Source organism: endosymbiont of Acanthamoeba sp. UWC8 (assembly GCF_000730245.1).
GTDB lineage: Bacteria > Pseudomonadota > Alphaproteobacteria > Rickettsiales > Midichloriaceae > Jidaibacter.
Map to the genome: position 1 here is coordinate 850,456 of NZ_CP004403.1, position 17,674 is coordinate 868,129.

Below are 17,674 nucleotides of genomic sequence, written 5' to 3' on the forward strand. Positions count from 1 at the left end.
TCTAAATAAAATATATTACATCAATGTATATTTTACCGTGTCTCAACCCCCCATCTAAAGGTTGCGGATTTTTTATTTCAGTGTTAATTATTTTACATAAAAAATAATTAAGAGCATTTTTAATGTGTGGAATTATAGGCATAGTAAGTAATTATCAGGATGTAAGTGAAAGAGTATTACATTCAATCGCAAGATTAGAATATAGAGGTTATGATTCAGCCGGCATTGCCACAATATTTTCTAATGGCTTTAACCTGCTGAAATTAGCCGGCAAGGTAAAAGACCTTAAAGCCGTTTTTAAAAAGAACCCGACTCGCGGCCGGATAGGTATAGGCCACACAAGGTGGGCTACTCACGGGGCTCCGTCATACGAAAATGCACACCCTATGTTAACTAAAGATATCGCACTGGTTCATAACGGTATTATCGAAAATTATATGGAAATCAAAGAAGAGCTAAAGGAACAAAATTATGAGTTTAGCGGCGATACCGATACTGAAGTATTAGCAAATTTGATCCAATCTTATATTGACCAAAAGCAGCCACTCGATCAGGCAATAAGAAATGCAGCCGACCGTTGCCATGGCCTATATGCTTTTATTGTAATCAGCAGTCATGATCCAAATACGATAATAGGGGTAAAGAAAGGTTTGCCACTCGCAGTCGGAATAGGTGAAAATGAGATGTATTTCGGCTCGGATGCTTATGCCTTATTTCCGCTTACCAATAAGCTTATTTATTTAAATGATAATGAAATTGCTACCATTACCTCCCGCGAATATAAAGTTTGCGACATGAAGGGAAATGAGCTGAATAAAGAAATTAAAAAAGTTTCAATCCAGGAAGTTTCCGGTAAAGAAGAATTTGAGCATTATATGCTTAAAGAGATTTATGAGCAACCGAGTGCGATTGCTCGCTGTTTTGATCACTATTATGATTCTAATAAGAAAGAGCTGTTATTTAAGGCAATGGACTTTAACTGGAATGAAGTTAAAAAGGTATATATAATTGCCTGCGGCACTTCATACTATGCCGGAGCAGTGGCAAAATATTGGCTCGAGCAAAAAACTAAAATTAACGTTGAAATTGATATAGCTTCGGAATTTCGTTACCGTGAACCGGTTTTAGATACTAAAGACGTATTTATTTTTATCTCCCAATCAGGCGAGACTGCCGATACTCTCGCTGCACTTAAAATGGTTAAGGAAAAGGGGATTAAAACATTTGCAGTAGTAAACGTGGAAGAGAGCTCTATGGGTAACCTTGCTGATTTTGTTTTACCTATTTGCGCCGGAAGTGAAATAGGGGTTGCTTCTACTAAAGCATTTACATGCCAACTTATAGTATTATCTCTGCTTTCTCTATATATCAGTTATGCGAAAGGCCTACTAAGCAATATAGAATTTGAAAAGGAGTTGTTAAAGCTGCATGAAACTCCTGGTAAAGTTACGGAAACGTTAAACTTGGATAGAAATGTTAAAACCCTGGCTGAGAACATTCTTCACCTTAATAATATTATTTATATCGGCAGAGGTATTGCCTACCCTATAGCATTGGAAGGAGCACTAAAAATAAAAGAATTATCATATCTTCCTGCGCTCGGTATGCCGGCAGGGGAATTAAAACATGGACCGATAGCCTTAATTGATAACAACACGCCTGTTTGTGTAATCGCTCCAAATGATAAGCTATTTGCTAAAACAGCCTCCAACTTACAGGAAGCATACGCAAGAGGAGGTAAAATCATTTTATTCAGTGATAAGAATGGTATAGAACAACTCAAAAACTTTTGTTTTATGACCATTGAGTTGCCTGAAGCAGATGATTTTACCGCCCCCCTACTATATACTATTCCGTTACAAATGCTTGCCTACCATTTTGCAGTGCTTAAAGGTAATGATGTAGATCAGCCCAGGAATTTAGCAAAATCAGTAACCGTAGAATAATAATTATAGGAGCTTAAGCGCATATATAGGCATTAAAGGTAACTATATCGGAAACAAAGCTAACCATAAAACAAAGTAAATTAATAATTTATCAAATGTTGCTTAGCTGTGAGATTGCTTAATAATATTAATTCAGCCTTACCCCACTAAAAGGCTTCATAATTAAGCTTTTTAGTATTATCATAACTAAAAAATAAGCAGTTTAAAGGTTCTAAATTTAAATGAACATACAAGAAAAATATACATTAGACACACTCATTCAAGTGCTACTAAAATCATTCAATATTTTTCGTTTAAATTTTTGGCAGATTGGAATAATAGTAATTATTGTCTCAATGGTCTCTCACTTAGCTATTTACCCTGTTACCGAATATCTGACTGCATTTGCCAAGAACCCCGAAGCATTAAAGGAAGCTAAGCTTCTACCTATAATATTTACCGCCCTAACTATACTACTTAACCAAACGATGTTTGTAATCGCTATAACTTTAGTTGTTTTATCTAAACCGAAAAATATTTTTCAATGCTTTGAAAGAATAAGAGCTTTTGTTAAAAACAAATTTATTACCCTTTATTTGGCTTGCACTCTAAAATCGATATTAATTAATATCGGTCTAACATTATATTTTTTTCCCGGGATTATCGTAGTAGTAGCATTTTCTATGGTGGAATTTATAATATTAATTGAAGGTAAGGGAATAAAAGAATCAATATATAAAAGTATTGAAATGGTTCGTCCGTTATTTTTCAAATTAGTAGTTTGTATTTCTTTATTTTACTTTATTTTATTTATAGTATTAGGCCTCCCTATTTACTTTAAAAGCGTAATTTATTTCGGCTTAATCGCACTTTATATCATTAATATGCTGGTTCTATATCTAAGACTTAAAGAGTAGCATTAATTTGCAACTATAAGAGGAATGGTGGGACCTGTAGGACTTGAACCTACGACAACACCGTTATGAGCGGTGTGTTCTAACCAACTGAACTAAGGTCCCCTGGAAATTTAAAATCTATTTTATATCAATAAATATAGTAGTTGTCCAGATAGAATTAACATCAAATTAGCTTCTTACAAAACTCTATATAATTTTTCCGCAAAAGCAGCGGCTCTTAAATTTCTCATATGCTTATTTTTAATATAAGCTATTCATTTATATTAAAGTACACTAACTATAAACTTTGCGTAAATTAAATACTTATTGTACCCTTATAATTATATAATACTAATAACTCGTATATGTTTTTTTATAAGTATTGGAGTTTAAGAACAAAAATTTTAGTAGTAACGATTTTGCCGTTTATTATTGCGGCATTGTTCGTATTCATTTTTGTTACTGAAAAGCTTGGAGAATTTTCAAAAGATAAAGCAAAGAGCGAAACCTATAAATATACTTATTACCATGCCCATCAAATACAAAACCACCTTAATAATGTCAGCTATGTTATTAAACATTTAAGCGGAGTCATTGGCGGCTTGTCTAATGCCGATATGCTTAATGATCATGCGCTTAACTTTTTTCTCGATTATACGGTAGGTAATTTAGATAATGTTTATATGGCTTGGATAGTATGGGATCAGGATAATCGGCAGCTTAACAATTCCGCAGATAATGAAAATAGAAGACGCATTCTCCTCAAAGCTAAAGATAATAAATTTATAAAAAACAAGTTACAGGACTATACGCAAGAATACAAAAAGCAATATCAATTAGCTAATAAAAAAAATAATCATCTTTATATTGTAGTAAGGAATGAAGATACCCGTAATTTGGTCACTTTTTTTAAACCTTTATATAATATGAACGGAGAATTTATAGCTCTGGTCGGGATTGATATTTATATATCAAGCATCCAAGATATTGTTAAACAAACAAAAATTTCAAATGATGAAGTGCTTTCACTTTCAACTGACCAAGAAATTTTTATTACGGGCATAAATATTGATAAAGAAAATTTTTATCATAAATTGTGGAAAGAAGATAATGAAATGTATAAAGTAACTATTCCGATTACTATTGATGACTACCAAGGTAATTGGCTTTTTTCATTAGAAGTTCCGACTGAAAAGATTAACCTGGAAGCATTAAAAATTATTAAAATTACTATCGTAATATTCCTCATCTGCTTGAGCATAGCAATATTTCTCTCTTTCTATACGGCAAACAATTTAGTACGTCCACTCTCATACCTTACTAAAATCTTAACCAGTATTTCTCAAGGTAGGATAGTTACCAATCTTGAAATACCTTCTATACATAGATTCGATGAAATAGGGAAAATCGCCAGAGCTACTGAAGTATTTAAGGCTAATACCCAGGAATTAATTCAAGCCAAGCAAAAAGCTGAAAGTGCCAACCGCGCAAAAAGCGAATTTCTGGCTAATATGTCACATGAGTTGCGTACGCCTATGCATGCAATTTTAAGTTATACAAAAATTATATTGGATCGTTATAATGAAGGCAAAGACCTATCAAAGCTAATAAAATATCTTGATAATATATATTCAAGCGGCAACAGATTGCTTAAACTTCTTAACAACCTGCTGGATCTTTCCAAATTGGAAGCAGGCCAAATGAAAACCAAATTTGAAACAACTAATATTATTGATATCATTAACAAGTCATTAAATGAGCTTTCCGCATTATTGGAAAACAAACAATTACATGTTTCATTTTCTAATAAATTATCAAATTCGGAAATAACTCTGGATACTGAACTTATAATGCGGCTTATAATAAACTTGCTTTCAAATGCAATTAAATTTTCACCTCCTAGTTCTACCATAGAAATTAATATTGAAGATACTTTGTATGAACGAGAAAACAACGTTTACCCGGCAATAATTATTAGCATTAAAGACTATGGCACCGGAATTCCTGAGGGCGAACTGGAATTAATTTTCCAAAAATTTAACCAAAGCAGTAAAACCAAACAAAGCAGCGGGGGAACCGGGCTAGGGCTTGCAATATGCCTGGATATAAGCAAAATACATAACGGTAAAATATGGGCGGAAAACACCCCTCAAGGCGGAGCTATGTTTAAAGTCATCCTACCGAGAGACTTAAATGCAACAACAATAGATGAAAATCCCATAGTTAAAACATAGGTAAGGCAAAATGAGCACTGAAGATAAAAAAATAAAAATTCTAGCAGTAGATGATGAAGAGTTAAACTTAGATATTTTATTAGAATATTTTGAAGAAGAAGGCTATGAAATCGTTACTGCTCCTGATGGAGTTAAAGCTTGGGAAATTCTTCAGGAGGAAGAAGTAAACCTAGTTGTGCTCGATCGCATGATGCCTAATATGGACGGAATTTCACTATTGAAAAAGATTAAAGCTACCGAAAAATTCAAAGCTACCCCGGTTATTATGCAAACAGCAGCAACTTCCGTAGAAGAGGTACGTGAAGGGGTAGAAGCAGGTGCATTTTATTATTTAAGTAAGCCTTATCAAAAAGAGTTGTTGTTATCTATAGTAAGATCCGCACTTGAAAGTGCAAAGAAATATTCTGCGCTGGTTGATACCGTAAGCTTGAACTTAAACGCCTTAAAACTTATAAAAAAAGCCAGTTTTGAATTCAGAAGTTTGGAAGAAGTTAAATCGCTCTCCGCCCTAATTTCCAATAGCTGCCCGAAAGAACGAAATGTTCTATGGGGGATTACCGAGTTAATGTTAAATGCTGTTGAGCACGGAAACCTTGGCCTAACTTACGAAGAAAAGAAAAGGTATTTAATTGAAGGGGGATGGCTTGAAGAAATTAACACCAGATTACAGGGAGAAGAATATAAACACAAAATTTGCAGACTTGAATTTGAAAGAACTAATACTGAGATTATAATCACTATAATTGACCAAGGTGCAGGCTTTTCCCCACAAAAATATATAGAAATCGACCCAAATAGAATTACCGACCCCAACGGAAGAGGGATTGCTCTTTCAAAGCAGATTAGTTTTGATAGTCTGGTTTATTCAAATAAAGGTAATAGCGTTTGTTGTAAGATATTTTTATAATCTTAGTTTATAAATTCATTTTCTAATTAAATCTGGAAATAATAAATTTTGCATGTTAATAGTGTAAGGTAAAGGCCTGGGTGATTAGGAGATATTAGTTGATAGTTTATCTGCGTAATTTATGCCTCACATTACTTGCTGCTTACTTAAGCATTGTTGCTCTTATTCCAAGTTCATTTGCCGGAACTTTAGAAGGAAATACCCTCCCAAAAAATAAGCATATTAGAATCCTCTCAATTGACGGAGGTGGGATTAGAGGTATTATTCCGGCATTAGTACTAAAAAATCTGGAATCCAGATTAAAAAAAGGGCGTCATCTTACAGATTGTTTTGATATAATGACCGGCACTTCGACTGGAGGAATTATAGTTTTATTGTTAAATACCCCCGATGAAAGGGGCAAACCGAAATATCAAGCCGATCACATACTTAAACTTTATTTAGAATTAGGTAACAAAGTATTTAAAAACTCAATTTGGCAAAATGTTAGAAGTGGTGCGGGCTGGTGGGGAGCTAAGTACTCGGAAAAGAATTTAGAACAATTATTAAGTAAATATTTTGGTAATACTCAATTAAAGGATACTTTAAGTAATGTAAGTATACCGGCGTATGAGATTGAAAAAGATCAGACTTTTTTCTTCCACACCAATAAAGCACGCAAAACAGAGGAAGGGAATTATTTACTTAAAGATATTGCACGCGCAACTTCCGCGGCACCTGGATACTTTAAACCCGCCCAAATTAATAATATACTAAAAACCGCTAACCATGTGTTTATTGACGGAGGAATATCGGTAAATAACCCTACTCTTTCCGCAGCCGTATATACTTCGGAAATTTACGGGATAAAAACTCCATTTTTTATAGTGTCGTTAGGTACAGGTACTAATTATGGTGCTAAAAGCAAATATATTGCTCGCAAAGAGGTTGCAAACTCAGGTTTTTTAGGCTGGGCAAAAAAGATTATTCCGACTATGATGTATGCGGTTAATGCAGTAACCGATTATGAAATGCGTTATACCTTTAATTATAACAATCCCCATACGGACTATTTCAGGTTTCAGCCGATTATTGAATCTGAGCATGGAGATTTAGACAATATATCTGAAGAAAATTTAAACGCTCTTAAACGATATGCTGAACGAATCATAAAAGATAATGAACAAACTTTACAAGAGATCGCTAATGTTTTGAATGGAGATAGAAACATTTCTAATCATTAATTTCATATATTTCATGAACTAGGCAAGAAGACTTTATTAAATAAAAAGCAATATTTACACAAAAAAGATTTGACATATCCAAAATTAAAAAGATATTATAATGGCGTAACATATCTTTTTCTTAATCAATAAAAAGACTTAAGCCTATCAATCTCTTTAGGGGTACACCTTATAAAAGCCCCATTAGACTTATGACTTGGCTTAAGCATGCTTAAGCATAAATTTTAATAGACTTAATGAGGATTATAATAATCTATGAAACATGACAAAGAAGTAGCATTAAACGAAGAGCTAATTTCTGACGATAATAAAATTACCCAAGAAGCAGAAAAAAAAGGATCATCTCCAAGACGCAGGAGAATTTTAAAAGCTGTTAATCCTGAACCGCAACCAGAAACTTTAAATGCTCAAGAAGAAGTAATAAAGAAGCATGAAGATAAAGAGACCTTAGATAATACTTTAAATGAACCTAAAAGTGATACGTTAGAATTAGATAAAAAAGATAAAGCCCCTAATCAACAATGCGCTGAAGAAGAGGCATTTGATAAGCAGGAACCCGAGCCTGAAATGACATTCCACCTTAAAGATCTAAAGAAAAAAGCTCCTGACGAGCTTCTGGATCTTGCAGAATCTTTAGAAGTTGAAAATCCGAGTAGCTTAGCAAAAAATGACCTTATCTTTGTTATCTTAAAACGTCTTGCCGATAGAGGCGGTGTAATGATAGGGGAAGGGGTGCTGGAAATTTTACAAGACGGATACGGATTTTTACGCTCATCCGAAAATAATTATGTTCCCGGTCCTGATGATATTTACGTATCGCCGAACCAAATCAGAAGATTAGGTATGCGAACCGGAGATACTGTAGTGGGTCCAGTAAGAGCGCCGAAAAAAGGCGAAAGATATTTTGCATTAATTAAAGTAAATAATGTAAATGCTTATGAAACCACAAGCATTCACCATAGAGTCCACTTTGAAGACCTTACTCCCCTCTATCCGGATGAAAAGATAAGGCTGGAAACTCACAAGCCGACAAAAGATTTAAGCTCAAGAGTAATTGAGATGGTAGCTCCGCTCGGGAAAGGCCAAAGGGCTTTAATAGTAGCTCCTCCCAGAACCGGTAAAACTGTTTTACTGCAAAATATTGCGCATGCAATCAGTGAAAATCATCCGGAAGTTGTATTAATCGTTCTTTTGATTGATGAAAGACCGGAAGAAGTAACCGATATGGCAAGATCGGTAAAAGGGGAAGTTGTGAGCTCAACTTTTGATGAACCATCTAATCGACACGTACAATTAGCGGAAATGGTAATTGAAAAAGCAAAAAGATTAGTTGAACATAAGAAAGACGTAGTAATTCTTTTAGACTCGATTACAAGACTTGCACGTGCTTATAACAACGTTGCTCCTTCATCAGGAAAGGTTTTAAGCGGCGGGGTAGATTCTAATGCTTTACAAAGACCTAAAAGATTTTTCGGAGCTGCAAGAAACATTGAAGAAGGCGGGTCACTTACTATTATTGCAACGGCTCTTATTGAAACCGGTTCGAGAATGGATGAAGTTATTTTTGAAGAATTTAAAGGCACCGGTAACTCTGAAATTGTGCTTGATCGTAAAATCGCTGATAAACGTACTTTCCCGGCAATTGATATATCTAAGTCAGGCACCAGAAAAGAAGACTTGTTAGTTGATAAATCCACTCTTTCTAAGATGTGGGTATTAAGAAAAATATTAAATCCAATGGGTTCTACCGATGCTATTGAATTTCTAATCGGTAAGTTAAAATCAACTAAATCGAATGGAATGTTTTTTGAACAAATGAATACTTATAATGGTAGCGGTTCATCTCATTAATGATTTTTGCATAGAAAGCTAAGATGAGACAACTGGAAGAAATTGCTTTTGCTAAGGTAAATTTATTTTTAAATGTTATCGGTCGAGATGAGCAAGGCTACCATCTTCTGGAAAGTTACTTTGCTCTACTTAATTGCGGTGATGCAATTGCGATTAAAGAATCTTTAGCCTTAAACTGCATTACTGAAAATGCTGAAATAAGAGAAGAAAACATTGCTTTAAAAGCTTTTAAAGCAATGGAGGCATATATAGGCTTCTTAAAACCGGTAGAAATACTGATAAATAAAAAAATCCCGATTGCCGCAGGCATGGGCGGGGGCTCAAGTAATGCGGCAAGCACCATAAGGTTGGTAAATACTTTATATAACCTTAATCTAAGCATGAAGGAAATGGCAGATATTGCTTATAATGTAGGAGCGGATGTTCCATTTTTTATACATAATAATAGTGCTTTTGCTACAGGCAGAGGAGAAAAGCTCCTACCCCTTAAACTTAATATTTCTTTACCCGTATTATTAGTTAAGCCTCCCGTCAATGTTAATACAAAAGAAGTTTATAAACTAAGCGTTAAATCTTTTACTCCTAATTTGGAGGAAATTAGCGCTAAATCCATGATTGAGCAAATATATTACGGCAAAAATGATCTTACTGCACCTGCATTAATCATTGCCCCCCCGGTTTCGGAAACACTGGATATAATAGCTAAACAAGCAGGATGTATAGCATCCAGAATGTCCGGAAGCGGTAGCACTTGTTTCGGTATTTTTTCAGACGAGGAAAAAGCTAAGCAGGCACTATATAATTTAAATAAAACTTATCCTAAGTTTTGGTGTCATTATCAATTGTTAGAGTTGTAAACAAAAAAAACTTTTCATATACTGGTTATATATCTCTTAAATATAGAAAATATGTATATTCATAAAAGCCAAGCAGAGCAAAAATTAATAAATATAATTAATAATCAGCATACCAAACAAAATGCTCGTATCGGTTTAATTTTTAATCTTGCCGGCCTTGAAGACCAACATAAAAATGAGGAGCATTTTAATATAGCGCTTAATGTTTTAAGGGATAAGCTAAGCACTTGTGTTGGAGATATAGTATCATTCGGGGATGGAGACATTTTCGTAATTTGCAACAATACAAATTTACAACAGATAGAAGAGGCAATTTTTCAAATGCGTTATCTATTTGTTGACGATCAATTAGCTTACCTAAGCCCCGGAATCGCAAACAACAGCTTTTGCCAAATGTACGATCTTCAAAGTGATTGGAATGATTTTTTCGCCAGATGTGAAGATAAAATAATACAGGCTCAGAATGATAATTTTGAATTTAATTTATCCCCTGAAATAGAATCTGATATAGAAAGTCTCTTAACCGATTGTCTTGAAAATTCTTTGGCAAAAATAGATATGGAGAGTTATACTGATAACTCTCCTATATGGATGCACTCTGACGATGATTCTTTCAAAATGGTTATTAGAGAAATTGAAATCAATAAAAACAAATTAAGAAATGATTTAATCCACACCTTAGATTTTCTCAACAATTCTCATTTATTTAAATATTTGTGTGATATTGTGGATATTAAGCTTTTGATACAATTAATCAATGAGGCTCAAGGAGAAGAAGGTGTAGGCTGCCTTATAAACATTTCTCTTTCAACGCTCAAATCTGAAGAATTTGAGCTCTTCGATTCTGCAATTGCTGAAGTATTTAAGAAAAATATTATAATTGCCTTTAACATAAGCGAAGTACTTGAAAATATTGATGAGTTTATGGATATTAAGAATACTCTACAAAATCATGGCTATAAAGTATGTTTAAATGATATCGATTATAAAATATTTTTACTTATTGAAGCAGAAATTTTTGGGTTCGATTTGATTAAATTAAAGTTTGATAAGATATTAATTGATCCAGAACAAGAAAAAGTTCTTAATTTATTATATAATAAAATTGAGTCATTAAATTCTACACATCTTATATTAACTAATTGTGATACTGAAGCCTTTGCGCTTGGGAAGGAGCTGGGAATCTATCTTTTTAAAGGTAATTTTTCCGAGGATGAGTAAGTCATTTAGATTTACTATAAAGTGAAAAAGGCATGCCTAAAATAGGTTTTTTATTTTTTGGCGAGGGAATACAAATATATCTATGGCTATAAATTAAGTAATCTACCTTGATTATTTATAGTTGATAGGTATATAAATAAATATTATAAGCCGAAGTAGCACAGGGGTAGTGCAACTGATTCGTAATCAGTAGGTCGGAGGTTCAAATCCTCTCTTCGGCACCAGGTAATATGCGGCTTACAGCTGTTTTTAAAGTACTTTACTTTAAAATACTACATACTGCTTTTTATGCTTACTTAATTTCGCCCTAACCTATTGTATTTACGGATATATTAGTAGCTTTTTTCTTCTCATTCTTTTGCTATTATACTAATCAACTTTCTCCCTCTTTAGTACACCGTTAGTACACAAAATTATCTTTCTACCACCTACTTTCGAATTATTTATTTTGTTTTCTAAGCACTTTTATCAGAACTTAATTCAGGTTGACTTTGCAAGCTTTTGTACGGTAACACCTAAATTATAAGCAAAACCCAAACAAGACAAAAAATGACAAAGCTAACTAAAACAGTTATCGAACAAGCTGAGGTAAAAGAAAAACCATACTTTATATTTGATACTCAAGTTCCCGGGTTTTGTGTAAGAATATCACAAAAAGGTAAGCGTCATTACTACCTGCAATATATGGTTAAAAAATCCGTTAAAAGGCTAGCGCTAGGACAACACGGTATTATAACGGTAGAAAAAGCCAGGGATAAAGCAATTACCATGTTAGCCAAGGTTAAAGACGGTGGAGACCCACAAGCAGAGAAAGCTCAAAGAGCAAAAGAAATTAACATAAGGGAATTTTCCACCCAATATTTGGAATATATTACATTACATTGCAAAAGTCGTACTATAAAAGAGTATAAGCGCTATTTAGATAAACGTATTTTACCCATCTTGAGTAATGCAAAAGTATCAGAGATCAGTCGAGCTGATATTGCTAATATACATAATGCCATGCGCCATATTCCCTATGAAGCTAACCGTTGCCTTGCTGTGTTATCTGTTATGTTTAATCTTGCCGAGATGTGGGGCTTGAGAGTTGAGGGCACCAATCCCTGTAAACATATAAAGAAATATACCGAGCAGAAGCGAGAGCGATTCTTAAGTAAAGAAGAAGCTAAGCGCCTAGGGCAAATATTACAAAAAATGAAGACTGATGATAGCGAGAATATAGCTGCCGTTTATTGTATTGAGCTTTTACTTTACACAGGATGCAGGCTTGGAGAGATTCAAACCTTAAAATGGGATTATATAGATTATAATAACTCCTGTATACGCCTGCCTGACTCTAAGACCGGTGCCCGTGTAGTTCATGTTGGAGATAATGTGCTTGAGATACTAAAAGAGATAAAAGCTCATCCGCTACAGCCTAAGGATAATCCTTATGTTATCTGGGGTGCAAAACCCTTAGCTCATTTGAATAATGCACATAAACCTTGGCGCCGGATTAAAAAGAAAGCAGGTCTGGGAGCAGAACTACGCATCCATGACTTACGGCATAGCTTTGCTTCTTTTGCTGTTTCTCAAGGGATGAGTTTACCTATGATCGGCAAGCTGCTCGGTCATACCCAAGTGCAAACGACTGCCCGTTATGCCCACCTCATGCCTGAAGCAGTAATTGAAGCAGCAGGGAATGTTACATCTCATATCGCTGCCATTATAAGGCAATAGTATAAAAACTAAAATAGCAATTCTACTGCAAGCTAGGGTTTCCCTTGATTGCAAGTGTATAATCACCATAAAAAAAGAGTTGACTGGCATTCGATGTAGAGGTAACTGTCTGTAAGCAAAGCTAAGGGAAATACTGCAATATTTCCCTCTTAGCTTAAAGAGTCTGATAGACCTAAAAACAGTTAAAATTCTCTCAGACTCTTTATTAAAAGTCAAACTTTAATTAAAGGCTATAAATGCCTAAGGAGATGTTCTGTGCTGAATTCAGGATATGTAGAGATTACCGGTATAATTCGTACCGATGTAGAAGTGATTATATCTAAATATAATGTTAAGTATGGTATAATTTTAGTAGAGAAAGTAAATGAGCATAGCAATCCAAAACAAGAGCACCGTTCTTTCCGGTTTTATGTGTTTATTTGGAATTATGAGCTGCTTAATAGATATTTACATTCGTTGAAATATGGAAAGAGAGTAGTGGTCAGAGGTGAATTTGAGATTATAGGTGAAACTTATTATAAATATGCCTGGTTCTCAAAGCTTGTAGTTAATGTAAGAAAAGAAGATGAACTCATTATTCTAGATGGTATTTAGGGTTAACCAGATATTTTAATACTTAGATAATCTGTCATACAGTAAAAACTGTGTGATTCATATACCTAGTTACCATTGGAATGTAAGGTTAACTCCTTACTTTTACAGCTGATTTTATTATAGAAAATGCTAATAACAAGTTACCTAAAATTATAAAGGGATATTTACCATATTAGAAATCCAGATGATAAAGATAAGAAAATCAAATTGCACTAATTATTGATTATACCTACTTATTAACTAAAAATTAACCTTTTTAAATAAAATAATATTATGGTCTAAAACAATGGTTTAAATTATGAAATTAAATTATAATGATAATTTATATAATGCAGTATTAGCTGGAGATGAAAGAAAAGTATTTAAATTTTTATTAAAAGAGGCTAATCCGAATTATGAGACAGAAGAAGGGTTAACTCCACTTACAAGAGCTATACTTAATGGCCATGATAATATAGTTGAAATTTTGCTTGAAGCCGGAGCTGATCCGAATTGGGAGGTACTTTCCAGAGGATTACCTTTCGATATTATTAGAAAGCAAAAAGGTTTGAGACATTTAAAATTATATTTTTTAACGCTTAATTCTACTGCTTTTAGTTATTCATTAGATTGCCCAAACTCTCCATTATATATTGCGATAGCTATGAGCAACGTTAAAATTATAAAGATGCTTTTAAAATATGGTGCAAAAGCAAATTATTTAGAAACAGAGACAAAGAAAAATGCAAATAATATTCCTCCGATTATCTTTGCCATTTTAATTTCAAATTACAAAGTAGTAAGTGCTTTATTGCCTGCAATAAAGCATATTGATGAAAAATGGGGAAAGAACGATGAGACACCTTTAATGGTTGCATTAAATTTACGTGCCTTAAAGATAGCTAAATTATTAATAGAAAAAGGAGCGGATGTAAATGCGAAAGACCGAACGGGTTGTACACCATTATTGATAGCTATAGAACATTATAGTTCGTTAGTTGTCAAAAAATTATTAAAATATGGAGCTATTATTAATACTGAAGATGAAAAGACATATTCACCTTTAATGAGAGCAGCATATCTAGGTGAAAATATAAATATGACAGTATTATTAAAAAGTAATGCAAATGTAAATCAAGAGAATAAATATTTTAAATCTGCATTAATGCAAGCAATATTAGGAAAAGGGGATATTAGTACAGTTAAATTATTATTGAAATACGGAGCTAATTTTAATGCAAGTTTTGAAGGTAGTTGTACTCCTTTAATAGCAGCTATAAGGAGAGGTGATCCATTATTAGTTGAAGAGCTACTTAAGGCAGGAGCGAATCCTAATCAACAAAATAAATTTGGTGAAACTCCGCTAATTGTATTAGCCACGCTTTATAAATTTAATGCTAGAATTGCTAAACTACTTGTAAAATATGGAGCTAAATTAAATTGTGAAAGTAAGAGAGGTACTCCATTAATGTATGCTGCACAAAATAGTAATATAGATATAATAAAATGTTTTATAAAGTTAGGGGCTGACGTAAATTATCAACATAATAAAGGGAATGCATTGCTAGCAGCTATTTCTTGGTGGCGAGTTGATACTGTTAAATTTTTATTATCGGTAGGGGCTGTTATACCGCAAGGGAAAGCATTATATGAAGCTGTATTGAGTATGTCTGGTGATATAATAAATATATTACTTGAGAATGGTGCCGATCCTATGCATATTAACGATGAAGATTTCAGACGTATAGAAAATAATATAAAATGTTACCCGATATACTATAGAAAGGTTGCAGCTATAGTTAACCGGTGGATTGAGCAAAGAAAAAGTAGAGATAAAGCTGAATTAATCAGCAAACTTACAAGTGATAATACAATTATAAGAAAAGCATTCAAAGCAATCGAGGATAGTGATGCTAGCGTAATAAAGCATATCCTACAAACAGGAACAGATCCGAATAGCTTAATTAATGAACAAGGGTTAACATTATTAGGTAAAGCTTGCCAAAGCGGCTGTTATATGATTACGGAATTATTACTTAAAAATAAAGTAGATCCTAATCAACATAAAGCTTATGATTTTGCACCAATAACACAAGCTGTGAGATTTGGACACTTTAATATAGTTAAGCTTCTTTTAAAGTATGGTGCTGATCCAACTATAGAGGATTCAGGTGATAATCTCTTGCAAGAGGCTGCAGTATGGGAAAATCAAGATATGCTGGAATTACTATTAAAAACAGGAGCAAATCCAAATTTAGAAAACCCAGTTTTAAGTACCCCTTTTAGTAGAGCGGTTCATTTCCGTGGTTTTGAAATTGTCCGGTTATTCCTAGAAAACGGCGCTGATCCTAATCTTGGTAACATTTATGGAAATACGCTATTATTACATGCCATAATTAATAGTGAAGAGGAAACTGCAATATTATTATTGGAGTATGGAGCTAGCCCCCTATTAACAAATTTTAATCTTTGTACAGGCATAGCAATAAAACAAGGGAAGACAAAAATCGGGCAAATGTTAATTGATACAGGGGCTATAAATCTTATACCTAAAAATACTTCTAATAAATACTCCGTATTACTTGATTCAAAGGCTAAAGACCAATTTCCAAGAAAAAGCATTACCGAAATTTTAGATACTTCTATTCAATATAAACATTTCGGTATGGTAAAATTTTTACTTTCGAATTTCAAAGAATTTAAATTAACAGCTAAAGATATAGAGAAAGGGTTTAATTGGGCAGCAGTTAATGGAGAGTTAAAGATATTAAAGCAATTAATGAAGCATATATTATATTTAAATTCATATGATAAAAGCATAAATATAAGTTCTGCTTTAATTTCTTTAGTAAAAATGAAAGAACCGGAATTAGAGCAATCTTTATCTAAAGATCATAATACCACTATTAAAACTAATACTGTTGAGGTTGATAACCCACAACAAAGTTTGCATTAAGTGTGTGATCCATATAGAAGGTTATAGGTATCAGGAGAAATTATGACTGTTTAATAAATAGATGAATATATAAAGAGAGGTTACCTATTACAGTATTGCTTAAGGTTGCTAGGATAGCTGCCTGAGAGCCATAAGTTTGATTTGCAGGTAAAATATAGGATACAATTTCAGCAGAATTTTAATTTTTCTGTTATAATGTAATTACATATGTTAGTTTGAAGTATAATATTTTGTTTTATTTCGGACATGCTTTTATGACTTCTTTCTTTCAAATTTATTTTACATAAACTGTCCGACTTACTGTAGCCACTTCTATATTATCTTTAAAGCAAATACAAAAAAGCTCTGAAAAATATAAGAGAGGCAATACTGATTGAAGAAGAAAAAATCATAAAGCAATACCCGGAGTATATCACTTCACTCAATAATATAAGCTATGTGATTACACATGATAAATATGAAGAAGCCTTAAAATACTATAAAGATATTAAAGCTCAAGAGAAAAAAAGTATTTATGCTACCTACCCTCATCATTATAATAATTCGTACCGCATGAGTAGTATATTATATCAACTGGGCAATAGTAAAGAAGCATTACTATATATAAGCCAGGCTCTATCTGTAGTGGTAAGAATATTTGGTAAGAAGCATCAAAAGTATATTGATTGCTTAAAGTAGAGGGAGACATATTTTATGCATTAGGTGAATATAAAAAAGCACTGAAGTGTTATGTAGAACGGGCGAAAATATTAAAGAAAATGCATGGTGAAAAGAACAGTGATTATTCCAGTGCACTGAATGATCTAGGGGATATATTAGCAATCCGGGATAAATATAAAGAAGCATTGGGATATCATAAAATAGCTTTAAAAATAGATGAAGAAATGTTTGGTAGAGAACACGGATTTAATGCAGAAAGCCTGTACAATATAGGAAATGTACTTTTTGCCCAAGGCAAGTGTGAAGAAGCATTAGAATATTTTAATCGTGGTTTGGAAATAATAGATAAAGCCGAAGCACCGGGGTGGTATATATCCTTTATTCAAGGCATTGGAGAAGTGCTGGAGTATCGGGAAGATTATGAAAAAGCATTAGAAAAATTCGACGAAGGTTTACAGCTAACAAAAAAATATTATTCGGGAGATAAATACCAGGTGTCCTGGGGCTTGGGTCTCAAAGGTAGGGTGCTTTATAAATTGGGTAAGAATAAGGAAGCATTAAAATGTCAACAGCAAGCACTTAATATTAGAAAAAAACCCAAAAAGACATCTCCCCCAGAATAACAAATAATTTCGAAAATCTAGGAATAGCA

13 protein-coding genes, 2 tRNA genes and 1 pseudogene are annotated in these 17,674 nt (G+C 33.3%); 15 read left to right on the top strand and 1 reads right to left on the bottom strand.

Annotated features, from left to right (window positions below; genetic code table 11):
• Positions 1-122 precede the first annotated feature (122 nt).
• Together glmS and I862_RS04175 are read left to right on the top strand one after the other, a co-directional pair.
• The gene (glmS, locus tag I862_RS04170; RefSeq protein WP_038539227.1) at positions 123-1,946 is read left to right on the top strand and encodes a glutamine--fructose-6-phosphate transaminase (isomerizing); all 1,824 of its coding nucleotides are present in this window, start codon (positions 123-125) and stop codon (positions 1,944-1,946) included.
• Between the two features lie 221 nt (positions 1,947-2,167).
• The gene (locus tag I862_RS04175; protein ID WP_148299483.1) at positions 2,168-2,842 is read left to right on the top strand and encodes a hypothetical protein; all 675 of its coding nucleotides are present in this window, start codon (positions 2,168-2,170) and stop codon (positions 2,840-2,842) included.
• A 25-nt stretch (positions 2,843-2,867) separates the two neighbouring features.
• On the opposite strand, the gene I862_RS04180 is transcribed toward I862_RS04175, so the two are convergent.
• Positions 2,868-2,944, bottom strand: a tRNA-Met gene (locus I862_RS04180).
• Positions 2,945-4,281: 1,337 nt separating this feature from the next.
• On the opposite strand from I862_RS04180, the pseudogene I862_RS08840 reads away from it, so the two are divergent.
• The 13 genes and pseudogenes from I862_RS08840 to I862_RS04240 all read left to right on the top strand — a co-directional run.
• Positions 4,282-4,369, top strand: a pseudogene (locus I862_RS08840) (histidine kinase dimerization/phospho-acceptor domain-containing protein); the annotation flags it as partial.
• Positions 4,357-5,055: a sensor histidine kinase gene (locus I862_RS08845; RefSeq protein WP_411572138.1), complete on the top strand. Its 699-nt coding sequence runs from the start codon at positions 4,357-4,359 to the stop codon at positions 5,053-5,055. The pseudogene I862_RS08840 and the gene I862_RS08845, both read left to right, overlap by 13 nt.
• A gap of 10 nt (positions 5,056-5,065) precedes the next feature.
• The gene (locus I862_RS04190) at positions 5,066-5,962 is read left to right on the top strand and encodes a response regulator (RefSeq protein ID WP_038539233.1); all 897 of its coding nucleotides are present in this window, start codon (positions 5,066-5,068) and stop codon (positions 5,960-5,962) included.
• A 98-nt stretch (positions 5,963-6,060) separates the two neighbouring features.
• Positions 6,061-7,185: a patatin-like phospholipase family protein gene (locus I862_RS04195; protein ID WP_038539236.1), complete on the top strand. Its 1,125-nt coding sequence runs from the start codon at positions 6,061-6,063 to the stop codon at positions 7,183-7,185.
• Between the two features lie 567 nt (positions 7,186-7,752).
• Positions 7,753-9,036, top strand: a complete 1,284-nt coding sequence (rho, locus tag I862_RS04200) for a transcription termination factor Rho (protein WP_038541339.1) — start codon at positions 7,753-7,755, stop codon at positions 9,034-9,036.
• Positions 9,037-9,059: 23 nt separating this feature from the next.
• The gene (locus tag I862_RS04205) at positions 9,060-9,893 is read left to right on the top strand and encodes a 4-(cytidine 5'-diphospho)-2-C-methyl-D-erythritol kinase (RefSeq protein ID WP_038539239.1); all 834 of its coding nucleotides are present in this window, start codon (positions 9,060-9,062) and stop codon (positions 9,891-9,893) included.
• A 51-nt stretch (positions 9,894-9,944) separates the two neighbouring features.
• Positions 9,945-11,114, top strand: coding sequence for an EAL domain-containing protein (locus tag I862_RS04210; protein WP_038539243.1), 1,170 nt, complete (start codon positions 9,945-9,947; stop codon positions 11,112-11,114).
• A gap of 149 nt (positions 11,115-11,263) precedes the next feature.
• Positions 11,264-11,338: transfer RNA gene (locus I862_RS04215), tRNA-Thr, on the top strand.
• A 325-nt stretch (positions 11,339-11,663) separates the two neighbouring features.
• Positions 11,664-12,833: a site-specific integrase gene (locus I862_RS04220; RefSeq protein WP_038539247.1), complete on the top strand. Its 1,170-nt coding sequence runs from the start codon at positions 11,664-11,666 to the stop codon at positions 12,831-12,833.
• 255 nt (positions 12,834-13,088) lie between these two features.
• Positions 13,089-13,427, top strand: a complete 339-nt coding sequence (locus tag I862_RS04225; RefSeq protein WP_038539250.1) for a hypothetical protein — start codon at positions 13,089-13,091, stop codon at positions 13,425-13,427.
• A 298-nt stretch (positions 13,428-13,725) separates the two neighbouring features.
• The gene (locus I862_RS04230) at positions 13,726-16,362 is read left to right on the top strand and encodes an ankyrin repeat domain-containing protein (RefSeq protein ID WP_038539253.1); all 2,637 of its coding nucleotides are present in this window, start codon (positions 13,726-13,728) and stop codon (positions 16,360-16,362) included.
• A 438-nt stretch (positions 16,363-16,800) separates the two neighbouring features.
• Positions 16,801-17,040: a tetratricopeptide repeat protein gene (locus I862_RS04235; RefSeq protein ID WP_038539256.1), complete on the top strand. Its 240-nt coding sequence runs from the start codon at positions 16,801-16,803 to the stop codon at positions 17,038-17,040.
• A complete protein-coding gene (locus I862_RS04240; protein ID WP_038539259.1) occupies positions 17,028-17,645 on the top strand; it encodes a tetratricopeptide repeat protein in 618 nt (205 codons plus the stop codon). The genes I862_RS04235 and I862_RS04240 overlap by 13 nt, the downstream gene beginning before the upstream one ends.
• Positions 17,646-17,674 lie beyond the last annotated feature (29 nt).

Coding starts and splice junctions, on each gene's coding strand:
- glmS (WP_038539227.1), top strand. CDS start 123: ATGTGTGGAATTATAGGCATAGTAAGTAATTATCAGGATGTAAGTGAA.
- I862_RS04175 (WP_148299483.1), top strand. CDS start 2,168: ATGAACATACAAGAAAAATATACATTAGACACACTCATTCAAGTGCTA.
- I862_RS08845 (WP_411572138.1), top strand. CDS start 4,357: ATGCATGCAATTTTAAGTTATACAAAAATTATATTGGATCGTTATAAT.
- I862_RS04190 (WP_038539233.1), top strand. CDS start 5,066: ATGAGCACTGAAGATAAAAAAATAAAAATTCTAGCAGTAGATGATGAA.
- rho (WP_038541339.1), top strand. CDS start 7,753: ATGACATTCCACCTTAAAGATCTAAAGAAAAAAGCTCCTGACGAGCTT.
- I862_RS04205 (WP_038539239.1), top strand. CDS start 9,060: ATGAGACAACTGGAAGAAATTGCTTTTGCTAAGGTAAATTTATTTTTA.
- I862_RS04210 (WP_038539243.1), top strand. CDS start 9,945: ATGTATATTCATAAAAGCCAAGCAGAGCAAAAATTAATAAATATAATT.
- I862_RS04220 (WP_038539247.1), top strand. CDS start 11,664: ATGACAAAGCTAACTAAAACAGTTATCGAACAAGCTGAGGTAAAAGAA.
- I862_RS04230 (WP_038539253.1), top strand. CDS start 13,726: ATGAAATTAAATTATAATGATAATTTATATAATGCAGTATTAGCTGGA.